The sequence below is a fragment of the Sulfitobacter aquimarinus genome (assembly GCF_040149565.1).
Lineage (GTDB): Bacteria > Pseudomonadota > Alphaproteobacteria > Rhodobacterales > Rhodobacteraceae > Sulfitobacter > Sulfitobacter aquimarinus.
On sequence record NZ_JBEFLO010000002.1, the window covers coordinates 296,884 to 315,050 of the forward strand.

Below are 18,167 nucleotides of genomic sequence, written 5' to 3' on the forward strand. Positions count from 1 at the left end.
CATGGGACTTATGGTTCTTTTGGGGGTCTTTGCCCTTTGCGTGTTCATTGGCACGCCCGTTGCCTATGCGCTGGGCATCTCCGCGCTTGCCGCCTTCTGGTTCGAAGGGCTGCCCCTGTTCGTAGGCTTCCAGCGGATCGTGTCGGGGATTAACGTCTTCTCTCTCATGGCGATCCCGTTCTTCATCTTTGCGGGCGAGCTGATGTTCCACGGCGGCATCGCCATACGGCTGGTCCGCTTTGCCCAAGCGGCAGTAGGCGCTGTGCGCGGTGGTCTTGGGATCGTGAACGTGCTTTCCTCGATGCTGTTTGGCGGCATCTCCGGCTCGGCCATCGCCGACATCTCTGCGCTGGGGTCGATCCTGATTCCGGTGATGAAGGACAAAGGCTATGACGCGGATTATGCGGTGAACGTCACCGTGACGTCCTCAATCGCGGGGATCATCATTCCGCCCAGCCACAACATGATTATCTTTGCACTGGCCACAGGCGGCGCTGTGTCGATTTCGAAGCTATTCCTCGCAGGCGTGGTGCCGGGCGTGCTGATGTGCTGCTGCCTTGCCATCGCGGCCTATGTCGTTGCCGTCAAACGTGGCTACCGCGCCGAGCAGTTCCCCGGTTGGACAGCCCTTGCCATCGCATTTGTCGGTTCCATCCCCGGTCTGCTGACGGCTGTGATCATCGTGGGCGGCGTGTTGTCGGGCATCTTTACGGTCACTGAATCCGGTGCCTTCGGCGCGATGTACGCCTTTATCGTGACGCTGGTGGTCTACCGCAGCCTGTCATGGGAGGGGTTCAAGACGGCCGTAATCTCTTCTGTGCGGACCACGTCGATGGTGATGATCCTGATCGCCTGCGCGGGGGCCTTTGCCTATATGCTCACCTTCAACCGCGTGCCCACCAAAACGGTCGAGTTCCTGCTGGGGATTACGGAAAACCCGATCCTTGTTTTGCTGATGATCAACGTGGTGCTGCTGCTGTTGGGGATGATCATGGATATGGCGGCCCTGATCCTGATCTGCACACCGATCTTCATGCCTGTGATGACCATGCTGGGCATTGATCCGCTGCAATTCGGTATGATCCTTCTGGTCAACCTTGGCCTTGGCCTGTGCACACCGCCTGTGGGGACCTGTCTGTTCGTCGGTTGCGCCGTCGGCAACCTACCGATGGAAAAAGCGGTCAAGACGATCTGGCCCTTCTATCTGGCGATATTCGCAGCGCTCATGTTGATCACCTTTGTCCCTGCAATATCGCTGACATTGCCCAGTCTGATCATTGGCGACTAACAAAAGGAACGCGCAAATGCTGACATTCAAACGGCTCGACCTTGAAGATGCGGGCAGGCTGATCGCAGGGGCGCGGGCGCACGCCCGCAGCATCGGCGTGCCCGTCTGCATCGCCGTCACAGACGAGAGCGGCAACCTTATCGCGTTTGAGCGCATGGACGGCTCCAAGGTCACCAGCATCAATCTGGCCATCGACAAAAGCTATACCGCGACAGGGATCAAGAACGGCACCGATGTGCTGGGCACTGTTAGCCAACCGGGCCAGCCCGCTTATGGCATCTCCTCGACCCTTGGAGGGCGGATGCTGACGATTGCGGGCGGCCTACCTGTCCTGAGCGAGGGCGAAGTCGTCGGCGGCATCGGCGTCAGTTCAGGCACGCCGGCGCAGGATCTCCAGATCGCCCAAGCGGGCGTTCAGGCATTCACAGACGTTTAATCATAACCAAATCGCTAAACGGGAGCATACAATGACCAAACCCACCATCGGTTTCATCGGACTTGGCCTCATGGGGGGCAACATGGCCGAGTGCCTGCAAAACAACGGCTATGATCTGGTGGTTATGGGCCGCAACAAAGAAGCCGTGGCCAAGACCGTCGCCCGCGGCGCTGTCGAAGTCTCGACCCCCAAAGAATTGGCACAGGCCAGCGATATTGTGATGCTCTGCGTCACAACATCGGAGGTTGTCGAAGGTCTGGTCTACGGCGATGACGGCATCCTTGCAGGGATCAAGCAGGGCGCGGATGTGATCGACTTTGGCACGTCCATTCCCGCCTCGACGCGCAAGATCGCGTCCGATCTGGCCACCAAGGGCGCAGGCATGATCGACGCGCCACTGGGCCGCACGCCTGCCCATGCCAAGGACGGTCTGCTCAACATCATGGCCGCAGGCGAAATGGAGACCTATACCAAGGTCAAGCCGGTCCTCGATGTGCTGGGCGAGAATGTCTTTCACCTTGGTGACATCGGCGCGGGCCATGTGACCAAGCTGATCAACAACTTCATGGGGATGACCACTGTTTGCACCATGGCGCAGGCATTCGCCGTGGCGCAGCGGGCAGGGGTGGACCGCCAGCAGCTGTTTGACATCATGTCGGCGGGGCCGTCCAACTCTCCGTTTATGCAGTTTTGCAAGAATTACGCGGTGGACGGTGTCAGCGATCTTGGGTTCTCGATCGCCAACGCCAGCAAGGACATCGGGTATTTCGTGGAAATGCTTGAGGACATGGGCACGCGTGCGCAAATCGCTGAAGGCACGGATGCCAACCTCAAGGCCGCGCTGGAGGCTGGCATGGGCGAGGGCAATGTGCCCGAAATCTTCGACCTGTTCCTAAAGCAAGCCCGCTAAGGCCGCGCTTAGGCAGCTACGACCTTGATCCCCAAAGGTGCGGCCCCTGCGATGATCTCGAACAAGCGGTCAATGTTAGGGTGCGCGCCGGGGCGGTTTCTGGCGTCTTGCGTATGCTCGCCGAAAATCAGCGTGCCGTGGGTCGCCGCATTCGCGTCCAATGTGCCGAAGTGTTCCGCGAGATAGCGGTAGACCACCAGTGACCCTTGCTTGCCCTGCTGGTTCGGGATGGTTGCAACAACGGCCCCCGAGGCATCAGTCAGCTCGATACGGGCAATGTCGTCAACGGCGGGCAGTTGCGCCAGATTTTCTTTGAAAGAGGCGGTCGGCTGGATCATCGGTCATTCCCTTGTGCGCGGTTCTGATACCCCGCGTTTAACAGTCCCGCAGCAGCACCACCATTGCTTTTCACGACCCGTTCAGACCGCGCCATAAAAAAGGCCCCGCTCACCTTACCGGAGAGCGGGGCCTGATCATTTCAAACTAAGCGTAGGTTATTCGCGGTTGCCCAGAAGCTGCAGCAGGAACATGAACATGTTGATAAAGTTCAGGTACAGGTTCAGCGCGCCCATGATGGCCGCTTTGCCCAGCCATTCTGTGTCGCCGTGCTGCGCATGTGCAACGTACTCGGTCTTGATGCGCTGCGTGTCATAGGCGGTAAGGCCCGCAAAGATCAGCACACCGATGGCCGAGATCGCGAAGGTCAGCGCGGGGTTCGGGAAAAAGATGCTCACGATGGACGCGATGATAAGGCCGATCACGCCCATGATCAGGAAGCTACCCCATGCGGAGATGTCCTTTTTCGTGGTGTAGCCCCACAGCGACAGACCCGCGAACGCGATGGCTGTGACCAAGAAGACCTGAATGATCGAAAACCCTGTGTAGACAAGGAAGATCGAGCTGATGGAAACACCCATAACCAGTGCGAACGCGTAGAACACCAGTTGCGCAGTCGCGGCGGACATGCGGTTGATGCCGGCGCTAAAGCCGAAGATAAACGCAAGCGGTGCGAACATCACAACCCATTTCAGCGGCGAGGCATAGAGCGCCTGACCCAAGCCCGTCAGGTATTGCCCTTCGCGCAGCGCCATCGTGGCACCGGCGGGGTCGGATGTGACCGCAAGACCCGAAATCGCCCAAGCGGCGGCGAAAGTGATCAACATGCCTACGGACATCGTGCCGTAGACTTTGCTCATGTGTGCGCGCAGGCCCTCATCAATCGCGGCTGTGCGGCTTCCGGCACTGGTCCGGATTGTGTTCACGTCTGCCATGTAAAACTCCCAAAAAGATGTCCCGATCCCAAAACGGGTCAGGTCTGCGTCCAATATCGGATGCAGACCCGTGGTTTTCAAGGTTTTTCAGTCAGGTTTTTAGCTTTGGTTAATCCCGCCACGCGGCAGGCGCGTCCCAGATCGGGCGCGTGGCCTCGGCCTGTGCGTCCTCTGGCTTGATCCCGACATCACGCAGGGCGGCGTCATCAAGGGCCGCCAGCGCACGGCGGCTGCGGCGCAGGGCCATGAAACGCCACAGGGACAGGCCACGGCGGCGCGAGGCAGAGAGGGTGAGGGGCAGGGCGATACGCATTTTGAATACTCCGTTTTGTGATGTTTCTTTGCTCAATCATTCCGATGCTTGATATATGAGGGATGGGGTGGCATAATGAAAACGAATGTTAATGATGTAACTCATAATGAATGGTGATGTATGCGAAATCTGGACGTAGCAACTCTGCGTGCGCTGGTCGCGGTGGCAGATGCGGGCGGTGTCACACGGGCAGCGGGATTCCTGCATTTGACGCAATCGGCCGTCTCGATGCAGATCAAGCGGATCGAGGAATTGCTGGACCTGCAACTGCTGGACCGCAGCGGGCGCACCGTGTCGTTCACCGCCAGCGGCGACCAATTGCTGAGCTATGCGCGGCGCATGGTTGCCCTGAACGACGAGGTCGTCGGACGGCTGACAGCGCAAGAGTTCACAGGCACGCTGCGCCTTGGGGTGCCCCATGACGTTGTCCATCCCGCGATTCCACAAGTGCTAAAGAAATTCAACGCGGCCTATCCCGCAATCCGCATCGCCCTCGAGGCATCGCATACGCTGATCTTGCACCAGATGTTCGCGAAGGGAGAGTGTGATGTGATTCTCACCACCGAAACCGCAGTTGCGCCAGGGGGCGTGACGCTGGCCGAGCGGCCGTTAAACTGGGTGGGCGCGCCGGGCGGGGCCGCGTGGCGTCAACGTCCGCTCAACATCGCTTTTGGCCGTCTGTGTACCTTTCGGCCACTGGTGGTGGGCGCGCTGGATAATGCGGGAATTCCGTGGCAGATGCTGCTGGAGACAGACAACGACAGTTCGATCCACGCCACCGTCAGCGCCGATCTGGCGGTCTTTACCTCAATCGAAGGGACCGAGCCGCAGCAGCTGGTGCCAATCGACCATGGCGGCGCTTTGCCCGATCTCCCGATGCAGAAAATCAACCTGTATAAAACGGCGGGCAAGCTGAGCGAGCCGCTGGAGCATCTGGTGAATGTGTTGACCGCACAGCTGGGGGCGGGGTGATCGGAGGCTTTGGGGGTAATTTGGCCAGAAATTCCCCTAAATAAAAATCGTGCCAACTTTAATAGTTTTCCAAGTAGACGCGACATACCTGCCTACCATGCTCTTTGTCCGAGCGGTTGCTTGTGTCGCGTCCAAGCAGGCAAATTTTTGCCGTCGGGATAGAAGGCAGGTACGATTTTGGCTCATGCAGTGGATACCCACGTCGGTAAAAAAATCCGTCAACGGCGCTGGCTTATCGGGATGACACAACAAGGGCTGGCAGAGGCTGTGGGGATCAAGTTTCAGCAGATCCAGAAATATGAAACGGGTGCGAACCGCGTAAGCGCCTCTCGGCTCTACGAAATTTCTGCGGCCCTTGGGCTGCCTGTTTCCCATTTCTTTGACGGGGTCGAGGGCGAGGAAACAAGGGCAATGCCGTCTGCCTTTGCTGCGCCCGGCGACCTGTTGGGCGACAAAGAGGCGATGGAGCTGGTGCGCTGCTACTACGCCATCCCCGAAAACCAACGCCGCCGTCTGTTTGAACTGGCTCGCGTGCTTAGCGATGTTGGCTGATCTGGCGCGGTGACGGCACAGCGGGCGGCGGTTTTGCGCAAGCCCCCTTGCAAGACGCAGATCAGAGTGAGACGACAGGGTATGACACAAGATACCCTTCTGATCCACGAGTTGACCGCCGCCGCGCACCGCATGGCAGATGCCGCGCGTGCCGCGATCCTTCCCTATTTCCGTAGCCCCGACCTGCACACCGATAACAAGCTGGCGGGCGGCTACGATCCCGTCACCCAGGCCGACCGCGCCGGCGAGGCCGCGATGCGGGCGGTTCTGGCCGATCTGCGCCCTCAAGACGGTATTTTAGGGGAAGAGCTTGGCACACAGGATGGCACAAGCGGGCTGACGTGGGTGTTGGACCCGATCGACGGAACGCGCGGCTTTGTCTCTGGGACGCCCACATGGGGGGTGCTGATTGCCGTGGGTGGGGCGGATGGTCCGTTTCTGGGTGTGATCGACCAGCCCTATATCGGCGAGCGGTTCATCGGCACGCCCTTGGGGGCCGAGATGTCACGCGCAGGCCAAACCCGGCCCATCCGCACCCGCGCCCCGCGTGCCTTGTCGCAGGCGACTGTGTTTACCACATTCCCCGAAGTAGGCTCCCATGCCGAGGGGGCGGCGTTTCACGCCGTGGCCCGTCAGGCGCGGTTGACACGTTACGGAATGGATTGTTACGCTTATGCACTGGTCGCCAGTGGTCAGGTTGATCTGGTGATCGAAGCAGGCTTGCAAGCCTATGACATTCAGGGGCCGCTGGCCTTGGTGCAGGCCGCAGGCGGCATCGTGACTGACTGGAACGGTGGCCCCGCGCACGCAGGTGGCCGCGCCATCGCAGCGGCCAACGCAGAAATCCACGCTGAAGCGCTGGCGATATTGCGCACGCAGGAGGGGCTATGACCACCACAGTTTTGCGCGGTGCCGAAACGGTCCTGACGATGGATGACACCCGCCGCGAGTTGCGCGGCTGTGACATCCTCCTCAAAGACGGGGTGATCGCGCAAATCGGGCAGGACCTGCCCACGCCCGAGGGGGCAGAGGTTGTCGATGTTTCGGGCTGTATCGTCACACCCGGTTTGGTGAACACCCACCATCACCTCTATCAAAGTCTCACCCGCGCCGTGCCGGGTGGGCAGGACGCGCTGTTGTTTGGCTGGCTGCGCACGCTCTATCCGATCTGGCAGCAATTCACGCCGGATCATATGTTCACTTCTGCGCAGGTCGGCCTGGCCGAGCTGGCGCTGTCGGGCTGCACGCTCAGCTCGGATCACCTTTACCTTTACCCCAACGGGTCGCGGTTGGAGGATACCATCCATGCCGCCGCCGAAGTCGGCCTGCGTTTCCACCCCACACGCGGCGCGATGAGTATTGGCGAAAGCGACGGCGGCTTGCCGCCCGATGCATTGGTTGAGCGTGAGGATGCGATCCTTGAGGATTGTATCCGCGTGATCGACGCCTTCCACGACCCCGCCGACGGGTCCATGTGCCGCGTGGGCATCGCGCCCTGTTCGCCCTTTTCGGTCAGCACCGATCTGATGCGCAACGCCGCCACGCTGGCCCGCGACAAGGGCGTGATGTTGCACACCCATCTGGCGGAAAACGACGAAGACATCGCCTATTCGCTTGAGACCTTCGGCTGCCGTCCCGGTGCCTATGCCGAAAGTCTGGGCTGGGTCGGTCCCGATGTCTGGCACGCGCACTGCGTCAAGCTGGACCCGTCCGAGATCGATTTGTTCGCCAGCACGGGCACAGGCGTGGCGCATTGCCCGTGTTCGAACTGCCGTTTGGGCAGCGGTATCGCGCCTTTGCGGGCGATGCGGGATGCGGGTGTGCCTGTGGGCTTGGGCGTTGATGGCTCGGCCAGCAATGATGCAGGCAATCTGGTGGCCGAGGCGCGGCAGGCGATGTTGTTGCAGCGCGTCGCGCTGGGGGCCGACGCCATGAGCGCACGCGAAGCGTTGGAGATTGCCACCCGCGGCGGCGCGGATGTATTGGGCCGCCCCGATTGCGGCAGAATCGCGCTGGGTAAACGTGCAGATATCGCTGTTTGGGATGTGAGCGGCGTGCAATCGGCGGGATCATGGGACCGTGCTGCGCTGCTTCTTGCTGGTCCGACAACGGTGCGCGACCTTTTTGTCGAAGGGCGGCAAGTGGTACGAAATAGAAACCTTGTGACGCTAGACATGGCCGCAACGCTGGTACGGCAGCGGGATATGGCAGAGCAGCTAAAGGAACGGGTATGAAGAATTTGTTGGTAAGTATCGCACTGGTTGCCACCCTTGGCGCATGCGGCGGGGCACCCCAGACGCAAAGCGTTGCGGCCCAACCCGTCAGCGCAACCTCATCCGGCGGATCAATGGTCAACGCGATCCGCGCACGGGCGGGTCTGCCCGCGCTGAGACGAAATGCAAAGCTGGACCGTGCGGCATTGGCCCATGCCAAAGACATGGCCGCAAACGCGTTCATGTCCCACAGGGGCAGCGATGGATCGGACCTGCGCGCGCGGGTCAAACGTGTCGGCTATCGCTGGTGCACACTGGCCGAGAATGTCGCACGGGGGCACCGCAGCGATGCCTCGGCGATTGAGGGGTGGCGCACCTCGCCGGGGCATTACAGGAATATGGTCAAGCGTAAGGCAAAAGACTTCGGCATGGCGAATGTGAACGGATTTCGCGTGCTGGTTGTTGGCGCATCGCGCTGCTGAACGCCGCGTGACCGCGCGGCATCTACCCCGTCCCAAAGGACGGCGCAGATAAGACATTTTGGGTGCGCATTGCGGGCCTGAGCCCCTCGCGGGGGGGGATATTCAGCTTGCTGTGATCTCTGCGCCGCCAATCCACGTGGCGCGGACCGCACGGTCATCGCCCATCATCACTGTGGCAAACACGTCTTCCCATACATCATCCGCCCGATTGGCACGTTGGGCAATCGCAGGGGTCGAGCGGAGGTCGAGAACCGCAAGGTCAGCGTAATGCCCCGCGTTAAGGTGCCCGATCTCGTCGTGCAGGTGCAGGCTGCGGGCCGATCCCGCGGTGGCCAGCCACATCAGCTGCGCCGAATGCAGCGGCCCTCCGTGGTGTTGCGCTGCCTCATAGGCCGCGGCCATCGTGCGCAGCATCGAAAAGGATGATCCGCCGCCCGTATCCGTCGCCAGCCCCAAGGGCACGCCGCGTGCGGCCAGCTGTGGCAGGTTCAGCGCGCCCGATCCGATAAACGCATTTGATGTGGGGCAATGGATCACGCGGCCTTGCACCTCCGCCAGTCGGTCAATCTCGCGCTCGGTCAGGTGGATCGCGTGGCCGTAAAGGCCGCGTGCGCCCAGCAGCCCGTGTGCCTCGTAGGTATCGAGGTAGTCGCGGGCTTCGGGGAAAAGCTCTGCCACCCACGCGACTTCGTCTGGCTGCTCGCTCAGATGGGTTTGCATCAGGCAATCGGGATGCTCGCCCCATAAGGCCCCTAATGCGCTGAGTTGTTCGGGCGTTGAGGTGGGCGAGAAGCGCGGCGTGATTGCGTATTGCGCACGCCCCGTGCCATGCCAGCGCCCGATCAGCGATTTGCTGTCGTCATAGGCTGTCTGCACAGTGTCGCGCAGATCATCTGGCGCGTTGCGGTCCATGCAGGTTTTGCCCGTCACAACGCATTGGCCGCGCATCTGTGCTGCCTCGAACAGGGCATCAACGCTATGCGCATGGATGGTGGCAAAGGAAGCCACGGTTGTCGTGCCATTTGCGGCTGTAAGATCCAGATACCGCCCTGCGATGGTGCGGGCATAGTCGGGATCGGCAAACCGCGCCTCTTCGGGGAAAGTATAGGTGTTGAGCCAGTCAATGAGCCGTTTTCCCCAGCTCGCAATCATGGCGGTTTGCGGATAGTGGGCATGGGCGTCAACAAACCCCGGGCAGATCAGGTCATCGCCGTAGCTGATCACCTTTGCCTGCGGATGCGCAGCCTTGAGCGCGGCGGCAGAGCCGACCGCCGCAATCCGCGACCCCGCCAGCAGCACCGCACCCGCGCTGTCGATGCGCACGCAGTCCTGCCACGGCTGAACCAGCGGGTCTCCGTGAAACGTAAGGGTCTGGCCTGTCAGAAGGGTCTGGGTGTTCATCATGTTGTTTTACCGCAAAAAGCCCCCTGCACAAGGCACCCCGCGCCATTGTAGTCCGCAAGGCGGATGCCTATGCTGAAGGCAGTTCAACGGAGGGCGCCCATGTCAGAGCAAATCTCAGAGCAATCCCTCTCCACAGGTGAGGACCAAGCCGAGGCTTATGTGCTGGGCAAGCGCGATGTATCGGCCATTCTTTATGCCGTAGACATCGAAGACCGCGAAAAACTGAGCGAGTTGATGGACCCGCTGCACCCTGCGGATATCGCGGACCTTCTGGAACAGATCAGCGCCTTTGACCGGACCCGTCTGATCCGTCTTTACGGTCGCGAGTTTGACGGTGAAATCCTGTCGGAGCTCGACGATTCGATTCGCGACGAGGTCATCGGCATCCTGACCCCGCAAGTGTTGCAAGAAGCGCTGCGCGAGCTGGACAGTGACGATGTGGTCGACATCATCGAGGACCTTGAAGGCCCACAACAAGAAACCATCCTCAGCACGCTGGACGACGGTGACCGCGCGGCGGTGGAACAGGCGCTGACCTTCCCCGAATACTCGGCCGGTCGTCTGATGCAGCGCGAGGTCGTCAAAGCGCCCGAGCATTGGACCGTGGGCACCGCCATCGACCATCTGCGCGCCACCCCCGAGGCCGAGCTTCCCGACCAGTTCTACCACATCATCGTGGTTGATCCGCGGATGCATCCCGTGGGCAATGTGACATTGGGCAAGCTCATGCGCTCCAAACGCGAGGTGCCGCTGACTGCGCTGCTGGAGGAGACATTCCAGATCATCCCCGCCCTACGCGACGAGGGCGATGTGGCCTATGCGTTCAACCAGTACCATCTGATCTCGGCCCCCGTGGTGGACGAAGACGGCCGCCTGATCGGTGTCATCACCATCGACGACGCCATGGCCGTGCTGGACGAAGAGCACGAGGAAGACATCCTGCGCCTTGCGGGTGTGGGCGAAAGCTCGCTTTCGGACCGTGTGATCATGACGACGAAACAGCGCCTGCCGTGGCTGGGCGTGAACCTTTTGACCTCTATTGCGGCCAGTCTTGTGATTGCGCAGTTCGAGGTGGCACTGGCGCAGATCGTGGCGCTGGCCGTGCTGATGCCCATTGTCGCCAGCATGGGCGGCAATGCGGGCACGCAGAGCCTAACCGTGGCCGTGCGCGCACTGGCCACCAAGGATTTGACCGGCTCGAACATCTGGCGCGTTATTCGCCGTGAATGTCTGGTGGGGCTCATCAACGGGACAATCTTTGCCGTGGTGATGGGCATCGTGGGCGTGATCTGGTTCGGCAGCCCCGCGCTGGGCGCTGTGATCGCCGTGGCGATGGTGATCAACATGATCGTGGCAGGGCTGGCTGGCACCGGCATTCCAATTTTGCTGGAACGGTTGGGCATCGACCCCGCGCTTGCCTCCGGGGCGTTTGTGACGACGGTGACGGATATAGTTGGCTTTTTCGCCTTCCTTGGCCTTGCCGCGGCGGTACTGCTGTGAGCCTGGCGCAAGCCAAAGCCGCCGCCCGCAAAGCCGCCTTTGCCACCCGCAAGCCGCTGTTCGAGGCGGCCAACGCGGCCCAGGCGGGCTACCTAAGCGAGGTCCTTGCGGGGTATCGCGGTGTGCCCCTGTCAGGCTTCATGCCCATCCGGACCGAAATTGACCCGACCCCCGCCATGGCCGAGGCCAGCGCCCATGGACCCGTCGGCGTGCCCGTGATCGAGGCTGCGGCAAGCCCGCTGCACTTTGCCCGTTGGTCCCCCGATACACCTATGGTCGCAGGTGCTTTCGGTGCGAAAATCCCTGCGGAGTGTGACTTCTTCGAGCCTGAAATCCTCATCGTGCCGCTGCTCTCCTTTGACAGGCGTGGCGGGCGGCTGGGCTATGGCGGCGGGTTTTATGACCGCACCCTTGAGATGCTGCGCGCAAAGCGTGCGACACTGGCAATTGGTTTCGCCTTCGCGGGCCAACAGGTGGATGCGGCCCCGCTTGAGGCCACAGACCAGCCGTTGGACATGATCGTGACCGAAGCAGGCGTGATCGACATCCGCTAGAGCGCGGGAGATGTGGGTTTTTCGGAACGTAACTTTTGAAAAACACCCGCGCATCGGCGATGCGAGACGCTTGACACTTGCACCACGCGCCTTGCGGGGCTAGCCCTACCGCTATGAAAATACTCTTTCTCGGAGACGTGATGGGCCGCGCAGGGCGCCGTGCCATTACCGAAAACCTCCCCCGCTTGCGCAGTGAATGGAAGCTCGATTTTGTCGTGGTGAATGGCGAAAACGCGACCTCGGGGATGGGCCTGTCGGGCGCCCATGCCAAGACGCTGCTTGAGGCAGGGGCCGATTGTCTGACGCTGGGCGATCATGCGTTTGATCAAAAGGACATGCTGACCTTTATCGCGCAAGAGCCGCGGGTGATCCGCCCGCTGAACTTTTCGAAAAACGCGCCGGGCAAGGGCGCGCGATTGTTCAAAACCCGCACGGGCAAGCAGGTCTTGGTGACGCAAGCCTTGGGGCAGGTGTTTATGAAACGCCCGTTCGATGATCCGTTCTCGGCGCTGGATGCGGTGTTCAAAACGCACCCGCTGGGCGGCATGGCCAACGCGATCATCGTTGACATGCATTGCGAGGCGACCTCTGAGAAGATGGCGATGGGGCATTGGTGTGATGGCCGCGCCAGCCTTGTTGTCGGCACCCACACCCATGTGCCCACATCCGACGCGATGATCCTGCCCGCAGGCACCGCTTACCTAAGCGATGCGGGCATGTGTGGCGACTACAACTCCGTCATCGGGATGGACAAGAAAGAGCCGCTGAACCGGTTCATCACGGGGATGCCCAAGGAACGCTTTACCCCCGCTGGCGGAGAGGCGACCCTGTCGGGCGTCTACATCGAGACAGACGACAAGACGGGCCGCGCCACCCGCGTGGTGCCCGTGCGCCAAGGCGGCAAATTGCAACAGAGCGCCCCGTGACCCCGCGCCCCGCGCTGCGCCGCCTCAAGGTGCTGCTGTTCAGTGCCTTTCTGGTGGTTATGGGCGCGGGCTGGGGGGCGGCACAATCGCTGGGCAAGATCGCGGTGGACACAGGCTATGGCTCCTTCGGGGTGCTGGTTTGGCAAAACATTCCGGGCGCGGCGTTGATGGCTGTTCTATGTCGGCCGGACACTTCCCCGCTGCCGAGCGCGATTTCCCTGTGCGCCCCTGCCAACGGGAATGCGCATTTCACCGCTCGCCGCTTGCCGGGCCTGCGTTTCGGCGTATATCCGGCACAGCCGCGCACAAAAGCACCGCTTGCAGACGGGCCGCTTGTCGGCAACACTTGAGGCCCGCAGAACGGGAACGGAACCTATGTCTATGTTCGAGCTTTCGCAATTCTCGCAAGCGGTCCTTGCGCTGACCGTTGTCGCGGTAATGTTCATCCTTTTCCTGCGTGAAACCTTGCCGACCGAGGTTGTCGCGCTGAGCGGGGCGGCATCGCTGCTGGCGATGGGGCTGCTGCCCTATGAAGATGCGCGCATGGTGCTGTCGAATTCGGCCCCTTGGACGATCGCCGCGATGTTCATCGTGATGGGGGCGCTGGTGCGGACAGGCGCGCTCGAGGTTTTGACGCAAATGGCCGAACGCTATGCCCGCACCAATCCCAAGATGGCCGTGGTGGGCGTGATTCTGTCGGTCATGGGGGCCTCGGCCATCATGAACAACACGCCTGTTGTGGTGGTGATGATCCCTGTCGTGGTGCAGCTCAGCAAGACATTGGGCACCAAAGCCTCCAAGCTGCTGATCCCGCTGAGTTATGCCGCGATCATGGGCGGCTCGCTCACGCTGATCGGGACCTCGACGAACCTGTTGGTGGACGGGGTCGCACGCGGGCAGGGGCTGGAGCCTTTCGGGATATTCGAGATCCTGCCCATCGGGCTGGTCGTCTGTACTTGGGGACTGATCTATATGGCGACTATAGGCCGCCGCCTGCTGCCCGAGCGGGACAGCATGGCGGGGATGCTGAGTGATCGCAGCAAGATGAAGTTCTTCTCCGAAGCCGTGATCCCGCCGGAAAGCAACTTGATTGGCCGCGAAGTGCTGGACGTAAAGCTGTTTAAACGCGACGGTGTGCGGCTGATTGACGTTGTGCGCGGCGATGCGTCCTTGCGGCGCAATTTGGCGGATGTCGTCTTGCAAACGGGCGACCGTGTGGTGCTGCGCACGCAGATGTCGGAATTGCTGAGCCTTCAGGCCACGCCCGAGTTAAAGCGCGTGGATCAGGTCTCGGCTGTGGAGACGAACACGGTGGAGGTGCTGATTACACCCGGGTGCAAGATGATCGGTCGCAGTTTGGGCGCGCTGCGTCTGCGGCGGCGGTACGGGGTGTATCCGCTGGCGGTGCATCGCCGCAACCAGAACATCGGACGGCAGCTGGATGATCTGGTGGTGCGCGTGGGCGATACGCTGCTGTTGGAAGGGGCCCGCGAGGATATTCAGCGCCTCGCGGTCGAGATGGATATGGTCGACGTCAGCACGCCCTCGCAACGTGCCTACCGCCGCGGCCACGCGCCCATTGCGATCGGGGCTTTGGCGGCGATTGTGGTTCTGGCGGCCCTTGGCGTCGCGCCCATCTTGATGCTCGCGGTGATTGCAGTCGCGGTGGTGCTGGTCACGGGGTGCATCGACGCGGACGAGGCGTTCTCCTTCATCGACGGGCGCTTGCTGGCGCTGATTTTCTCGATGCTTTGTGTGGGGGCTGCGTTGCAGCACACAGGAGCGGTGCAACTGATTGTGGATGCGGTTGCGCCTGCGCTGGGGGGGATGCCGCCTGCGGTGGTGATCTTCTGTGTGTTCCTGATGACGACGGTGTTTACCGAGATTGTATCGAACAATGCGGTGGCGGTGATTATGACGCCGATTGCGATTTCGCTGGCGGCGGCATTGGGCATCGATGCGCGGGCATTGGTGGTGGCGGTGATGATCGCGGCGTCTTGTGCTTTTGCCACGCCCATCGGGTATCAGACGAACACGCTGGTCTACGGGCCGGGCGGATATAAGTTTACCGACTTTATGCGGGTGGGGATACCGCTGAACCTGTCGATGTCGCTGATCGCTAGTGCGGTTATTCCGTTGATCTGGTGAGCTTTGAAGGGCGCTTGCGCGCCCTATGGAGGCTCTGCCTCCAGACCTCCGGAGGTTAAGGGCAAAATGAAGAAGGGGCGCGGTGTTGGCTGTGCGCTTCTTCAGAGGGGCCAGAAGACGAGGATGGCGGGGATCGAGACGGCGACGACGATGATTTCGAGCGGCAGGCCGATGCGCCAGTAGTCACCGAAGCCATAGCCGCCCGGGCCAAGGATCAGCGTGTTGTTCTTGTGGCCGATGGGGGTGAGGAAGGCCGAGGAGGCCGCGATGGCGACAGCCATGAGGAAGGGGTCCGGGTTTACATCGAGGGTCTGGGCCATCTGGATGCCAACGGGGGCCGCAACGATTGTTGTTGCGGTGTTGTTAAGGACATCGGAGAGGGTCATTGTGACAATCATTAACACTGTCAGGACGGCCCATGCGGGCATGCCTTGGGTGAGGTTGACCAGCGAGCCTGCGATCAGTTCTGTGCCGCCCGATTTTTCGAGTGCTGCGCCGAGCGGGATCATCGAGCCAAGGAGTACGACAACGGGCCATTCGATATGTGTGTAAAGCTCGGACAGGGGGACGATTTTGGCCAGCACATAGGCGACGACCACGATGCCTAAAGCGATAGGTAGATAGATAAGGCCAAGGGATGCGGCGACAACTGCGCCTGCAAAAAGCCCTATGGCAAGCCAGACTTTGCTGTTTTCCGTCACCGCGAGGCCGCGGTCGGCGAGCGGGAGAACGCCGAGCCATTCGGTCACGTCCGCGCCCGTGTCACGCGGGACCAGCAGCAGCAGGATGTCGCCCGTCTCTAGCGTGGTTTTGCGCAGTTGTGCCGTGATCTTTTTGCCGCGCCGCGAGATGCCCAACAGGACTGTGCGTTGCCGCCACGCGAGGCCGACGGATTGCGTCGTGCGCCCTGCAAGGCGGCTTTCTGCCGTGACGACGACTTCGATAATCTCGACGCCGTCGCCGTCTGCACGCAGGCGTTCTTCGCGCAACTGGTCAGCGACACCTAGATCGAGGGTCGAGCGGAATTCGTCGAGCGCATCGGGGGTGGCTTCCAGAACCAGTGCATCGCCTGCTTGCAGCTGTGCGTTCTGGGCGCGGCCATAGCGGCGCTTGCCGTCGCGCATCAGGCCGATGATAGTGACATCCGCCTTGTCGGCTGTGTCTTCCAGTTCGGACAGGCGCTTGCCGATGTGTTTGCTGTCATCGGGCACGACCAGCTCGGCGATATAGGCGTCCAGGTCTTCGGCGCTGATGCTGCCGTCATCGCGGGCGGGGATCAGCCGCCAGCCGACAAGGGCGACAAAGGCGAGGCCCGCGATCGCTGCAACGCCGCCAACGGGCGCAAAGTCGAACATCTTGAACGGCGCGCCGAGCGATTCTTCGCGGATGGCGGCGATGATGATGTTGGGCGGCGTGCCGATCAGCGTGACCATGCCGCCAAGGATCGTGGCAAACGACAGCGGCATCAGCGACAGGCCGGGTGCGCGGCCAGCCTTGCGGGCGGTCTGGATGTCGACAGGCATCAGCAGGGCAAGGGCCGCGACATTGTTCATAAAGGCCGACAGAATCCCGCCCACAGCGCCCATCAGCGTGATATGCGCCCCAAGCGATCGCGAGGCATCGACCAGCGTGCGCGTAATCAGCAGCACCGCGCCAGAGCGGACAAGCCCCGCCGAGACGACAAGCACCAGTGCCACCACCAGCGTGGCGGGGTGGCCAAAGCCGTTAAAGGCGTCTTTGCTGTCGACTACGCCCAGCACAACACCGGCCATCAGCGCGGAAAAGGCAACAATGTCATAGCGAAAGCGGCCCCACAAAAGCAGGCCGAAAACAGCTCCGAAGAGCGCGAAGAGGATTATCTGGTCTTGGGTCATCCGCGCACCATGTTGCACAGAGAATCCAAGAGCAAGGGGGAATGACGATGACCAAGCGGCCGGTTCCCGCGCTGTTGGACATAAAAGTGCCCGTGCAGCTGCGGATCGGCCCCCGCATCGCCATGTCCAGATCACAAAGTGCAGGATCATGGACGAAGAAATCCCGCAGACGTGAGCCTTGCCCCCGATGCATCCGCTACCGTATAAGCGCGGCTGAAATAGGTACACGAAACGGAGACGATCCATGGCAGGCCATTCCAAATGGGCAAATATCCAGCACCGCAAGGGGCGTCAGGACAAACTGCGCTCGAAAATGTTCTCGAAGTTCTCGAAAGAGATCACAGTAGCCGCCAAGATGGGCGAGCCCGATCCTGACAAGAACCCGCGCCTGCGTCTTGCGGTGAAAGAGGCCAAGCAGGCCTCGATGCCGAAAGACAACATCGACCGCGCGATCAAGAAGGCGACGGGGGGCGATGCGGAAGATTACGAAGAAATCCGCTATGAGGGCTATGGCACCAACGGTGTGGCCGTGATCGTCGAGACGATGACAGACAACCGCAACCGCACCGCCTCGACCGTGCGCTCTACCTTCACCAAATACGGTGGCAATCTGGGTGAGACAGGCAGCGTCGGCTTTATGTTCGACCGCAAGGGCGAGGTGGTTTACGGCGCGGATGTTGGCGATGCCGACACCGTCATGATGGCCGCGATCGAGGCAGGCGCCGAAGATGTCGAAAGCACTGAAGACGGGCATACGGTATATTGCGCCGATACGGACCTCAACGATGTGTCCAACGCGCTTGAAAAAGAGCTGGGCGAGAGCCTGTCGACCAAGCTGATCTGGCGTCCGACCACCACAACCGAGATGGACCTTGAGGGCATGCAAAAGCTGATGAAGCTGATTGATGCGCTGGAAGATGATGACGACGTGCAGCGCGTCACGGCCAACTTCGAGGCCTCGGACGAGGTGATGGAAGCGCTGGAATAACAGCGCACCACATCACCCCAGCACATATAAAAACGCCGCGCACACAATGTGTCGCGGCGTTTGGCGTTCTATGGGTCTGTGGTCAGACTGCTTGCCCCAAGGACCGCAAAATACCCCATACCCCTGTTTGGGGCGGACGGGGCGCTTGGGGTGTTTCGCGCTGCTGTGAAATCGTAGCCAGCAGACGCTTGACTGCGTTCAGTCGTTCCTGTGACCCGCTTCCACCAGCATGGGCCTGCATCCGCAAGATTTTGCTCTGGGTCTCAAGCGCGCACGCGATCAGTTCCAGTTCATCTGCGCTGATTTCCAGCTTTTTAAGGGTGTCGGTCATCTGCT

General features: G+C 61.2%; 20 protein-coding genes. 14 read left to right on the top strand and 6 right to left on the bottom strand.

The genetic code is table 11. The features are described 5' to 3' along the window. Nucleotide 1: 1 nt before the first annotated feature. The 3 genes from ABMC88_RS05505 to ABMC88_RS05515 are packed head-to-tail and all read left to right on the top strand — an operon-like array spanning nucleotide 2 to nucleotide 2,634. Nucleotides 2–1,288 (top strand): TRAP transporter large permease, encoded by a 1,287-nt coding sequence (locus ABMC88_RS05505; RefSeq protein ID WP_349575839.1) that lies wholly within the window; start codon nucleotides 2–4, stop codon nucleotides 1,286–1,288. 16 nt (nucleotides 1,289–1,304) lie between these two features. Continuing rightward, entirely contained in the window at nucleotides 1,305–1,724 is a 420-nt protein-coding gene (locus ABMC88_RS05510) for a GlcG/HbpS family heme-binding protein (RefSeq protein WP_349575840.1), read from the top strand. Nucleotides 1,725–1,734: 10 nt separating this feature from the next. Next, nucleotides 1,735–2,634 carry an NAD(P)-dependent oxidoreductase gene (locus ABMC88_RS05515; RefSeq protein WP_500812339.1) on the top strand — a complete coding sequence of 300 codons (900 nt, stop codon included), beginning with the start codon at nucleotides 1,735–1,737 and terminating at the stop codon, nucleotides 2,632–2,634. A gap of 8 nt (nucleotides 2,635–2,642) precedes the next feature. On the opposite strand, the gene ABMC88_RS05520 is transcribed toward ABMC88_RS05515, so the two are convergent. The 3 genes from ABMC88_RS05520 to ABMC88_RS05530 form a co-directional block, all read right to left on the bottom strand. Continuing rightward, nucleotides 2,643–2,972 (bottom strand): DUF2322 family protein, encoded by a 330-nt coding sequence (locus ABMC88_RS05520; protein WP_349575842.1) that lies wholly within the window; start codon nucleotides 2,970–2,972, stop codon nucleotides 2,643–2,645. 156 nt (nucleotides 2,973–3,128) lie between these two features. Continuing rightward, nucleotides 3,129–3,905, bottom strand: a complete 777-nt coding sequence (locus tag ABMC88_RS05525; protein WP_349575843.1) for a Bax inhibitor-1/YccA family protein — start codon at nucleotides 3,903–3,905, stop codon at nucleotides 3,129–3,131. A 109-nt stretch (nucleotides 3,906–4,014) separates the two neighbouring features. Continuing rightward, nucleotides 4,015–4,218, bottom strand: a complete 204-nt coding sequence (locus ABMC88_RS05530; RefSeq protein ID WP_349575844.1) for a YjiS-like domain-containing protein — start codon at nucleotides 4,216–4,218, stop codon at nucleotides 4,015–4,017. A gap of 120 nt (nucleotides 4,219–4,338) precedes the next feature. Here ABMC88_RS05530 and ABMC88_RS05535 point away from each other — a divergent pair, with 120 nt between their 5' ends. The 5 genes from ABMC88_RS05535 (at nucleotide 4,339) to ABMC88_RS05555 (ending at nucleotide 8,437) form a co-directional block, all read left to right on the top strand. Next, on the top strand, nucleotides 4,339–5,190 hold the full coding sequence (locus ABMC88_RS05535; RefSeq protein ID WP_349575845.1) for a LysR family transcriptional regulator: 852 nt from the start codon (nucleotides 4,339–4,341) through the stop codon (nucleotides 5,188–5,190). Between the two features lie 177 nt (nucleotides 5,191–5,367). Beyond that, a complete protein-coding gene (locus tag ABMC88_RS05540; RefSeq protein ID WP_349575846.1) occupies nucleotides 5,368–5,742 on the top strand; it encodes a helix-turn-helix domain-containing protein in 375 nt (124 codons plus the stop codon). 81 nt (nucleotides 5,743–5,823) lie between these two features. Beyond that, the gene (gene hisN, locus ABMC88_RS05545) at nucleotides 5,824–6,633 is read left to right on the top strand and encodes a histidinol-phosphatase (protein WP_349575847.1); all 810 of its coding nucleotides are present in this window, start codon (nucleotides 5,824–5,826) and stop codon (nucleotides 6,631–6,633) included. After that, nucleotides 6,630–7,976 (top strand): 8-oxoguanine deaminase, encoded by a 1,347-nt coding sequence (locus ABMC88_RS05550; RefSeq protein ID WP_349575848.1) that lies wholly within the window; start codon nucleotides 6,630–6,632, stop codon nucleotides 7,974–7,976. The genes hisN and ABMC88_RS05550 overlap by 4 nt, the downstream gene beginning before the upstream one ends. Next, the gene (locus ABMC88_RS05555) at nucleotides 7,973–8,437 is read left to right on the top strand and encodes a CAP domain-containing protein (RefSeq protein ID WP_349575849.1); all 465 of its coding nucleotides are present in this window, start codon (nucleotides 7,973–7,975) and stop codon (nucleotides 8,435–8,437) included. Before ABMC88_RS05550 ends, ABMC88_RS05555 begins: the two co-directional genes overlap by 4 nt. Before the next feature lie 102 nt (nucleotides 8,438–8,539). Here the strand turns inward: ABMC88_RS05555 and guaD are convergent, their stop codons facing one another. Continuing rightward, the gene (gene guaD, locus ABMC88_RS05560) at nucleotides 8,540–9,838 is read right to left on the bottom strand and encodes a guanine deaminase (RefSeq protein WP_349576134.1); all 1,299 of its coding nucleotides are present in this window, start codon (nucleotides 9,836–9,838) and stop codon (nucleotides 8,540–8,542) included. A 102-nt stretch (nucleotides 9,839–9,940) separates the two neighbouring features. Between guaD and mgtE the strand changes: the two genes are divergently transcribed. From mgtE to ABMC88_RS05585, 5 genes are all read left to right on the top strand, one after another. Next, nucleotides 9,941–11,341 (top strand): magnesium transporter, encoded by a 1,401-nt coding sequence (mgtE, locus tag ABMC88_RS05565; RefSeq protein WP_349575850.1) that lies wholly within the window; start codon nucleotides 9,941–9,943, stop codon nucleotides 11,339–11,341. 2 nt (nucleotides 11,342–11,343) lie between these two features. Then, complete coding sequence (locus tag ABMC88_RS05570; RefSeq protein WP_439655582.1) at nucleotides 11,344–11,895, top strand: 5-formyltetrahydrofolate cyclo-ligase; 552 nt, start codon at nucleotides 11,344–11,346, stop codon at nucleotides 11,893–11,895. A gap of 113 nt (nucleotides 11,896–12,008) precedes the next feature. After that, nucleotides 12,009–12,821, top strand: a complete 813-nt coding sequence (locus ABMC88_RS05575; protein WP_349575852.1) for a TIGR00282 family metallophosphoesterase — start codon at nucleotides 12,009–12,011, stop codon at nucleotides 12,819–12,821. Next, entirely contained in the window at nucleotides 12,818–13,171 is a 354-nt protein-coding gene (locus ABMC88_RS05580) for a hypothetical protein (RefSeq protein WP_349575853.1), read from the top strand. Before ABMC88_RS05575 ends, ABMC88_RS05580 begins: the two co-directional genes overlap by 4 nt. Nucleotides 13,172–13,196: 25 nt before the next feature. Continuing rightward, nucleotides 13,197–14,969, top strand: coding sequence for an SLC13 family permease (locus ABMC88_RS05585; RefSeq protein ID WP_349575854.1), 1,773 nt, complete (start codon nucleotides 13,197–13,199; stop codon nucleotides 14,967–14,969). Nucleotides 14,970–15,070: 101 nt separating this feature from the next. On the opposite strand, the gene ABMC88_RS05590 is transcribed toward ABMC88_RS05585, so the two are convergent. Next, complete coding sequence (locus tag ABMC88_RS05590) at nucleotides 15,071–16,843, bottom strand: SLC13 family permease (protein WP_349575855.1); 1,773 nt, start codon at nucleotides 16,841–16,843, stop codon at nucleotides 15,071–15,073. Nucleotides 16,844–17,087: 244 nt separating this feature from the next. On the opposite strand from ABMC88_RS05590, the gene ABMC88_RS05595 reads away from it, so the two are divergent. Next, nucleotides 17,088–17,831: a YebC/PmpR family DNA-binding transcriptional regulator gene (locus tag ABMC88_RS05595; RefSeq protein ID WP_349575856.1), complete on the top strand. Its 744-nt coding sequence runs from the start codon at nucleotides 17,088–17,090 to the stop codon at nucleotides 17,829–17,831. An 82-nt stretch (nucleotides 17,832–17,913) separates the two neighbouring features. On the opposite strand, the gene ABMC88_RS05600 is transcribed toward ABMC88_RS05595, so the two are convergent. Next, nucleotides 17,914–18,162, bottom strand: a complete 249-nt coding sequence (locus ABMC88_RS05600; RefSeq protein WP_349575857.1) for a hypothetical protein — start codon at nucleotides 18,160–18,162, stop codon at nucleotides 17,914–17,916. Between the last annotated feature and the right edge of the window lie 5 nt (nucleotides 18,163–18,167).

Bases quoted from the DNA above. Each gene is read 5' to 3' on its own strand.
- ABMC88_RS05600 (WP_349575857.1), bottom strand. From the start codon at position 18,162: ATGACCGACACCCTTAAAAAGCTGGAAATCAGCGCAGATGAACTGGAA.
- ABMC88_RS05510 (WP_349575840.1), top strand. From the start codon at position 1,305: ATGCTGACATTCAAACGGCTCGACCTTGAAGATGCGGGCAGGCTGATC.
- guaD (WP_349576134.1), bottom strand. From the start codon at position 9,838: ATGAACACCCAGACCCTTCTGACAGGCCAGACCCTTACGTTTCACGGA.
- ABMC88_RS05550 (WP_349575848.1), top strand. From the start codon at position 6,630: ATGACCACCACAGTTTTGCGCGGTGCCGAAACGGTCCTGACGATGGAT.
- ABMC88_RS05575 (WP_349575852.1), top strand. From the start codon at position 12,009: ATGAAAATACTCTTTCTCGGAGACGTGATGGGCCGCGCAGGGCGCCGT.
- ABMC88_RS05595 (WP_349575856.1), top strand. From the start codon at position 17,088: ATGGCAGGCCATTCCAAATGGGCAAATATCCAGCACCGCAAGGGGCGT.
- ABMC88_RS05520 (WP_349575842.1), bottom strand. From the start codon at position 2,972: ATGATCCAGCCGACCGCCTCTTTCAAAGAAAATCTGGCGCAACTGCCC.
- ABMC88_RS05555 (WP_349575849.1), top strand. From the start codon at position 7,973: ATGAAGAATTTGTTGGTAAGTATCGCACTGGTTGCCACCCTTGGCGCA.
- mgtE (WP_349575850.1), top strand. From the start codon at position 9,941: ATGTCAGAGCAAATCTCAGAGCAATCCCTCTCCACAGGTGAGGACCAA.
- hisN (WP_349575847.1), top strand. From the start codon at position 5,824: ATGACACAAGATACCCTTCTGATCCACGAGTTGACCGCCGCCGCGCAC.
- ABMC88_RS05535 (WP_349575845.1), top strand. From the start codon at position 4,339: ATGCGAAATCTGGACGTAGCAACTCTGCGTGCGCTGGTCGCGGTGGCA.
- ABMC88_RS05530 (WP_349575844.1), bottom strand. From the start codon at position 4,218: ATGCGTATCGCCCTGCCCCTCACCCTCTCTGCCTCGCGCCGCCGTGGC.
- ABMC88_RS05585 (WP_349575854.1), top strand. From the start codon at position 13,197: ATGTCTATGTTCGAGCTTTCGCAATTCTCGCAAGCGGTCCTTGCGCTG.
- ABMC88_RS05525 (WP_349575843.1), bottom strand. From the start codon at position 3,905: ATGGCAGACGTGAACACAATCCGGACCAGTGCCGGAAGCCGCACAGCC.
- ABMC88_RS05590 (WP_349575855.1), bottom strand. From the start codon at position 16,843: ATGACCCAAGACCAGATAATCCTCTTCGCGCTCTTCGGAGCTGTTTTC.
- ABMC88_RS05505 (WP_349575839.1), top strand. From the start codon at position 2: ATGGGACTTATGGTTCTTTTGGGGGTCTTTGCCCTTTGCGTGTTCATT.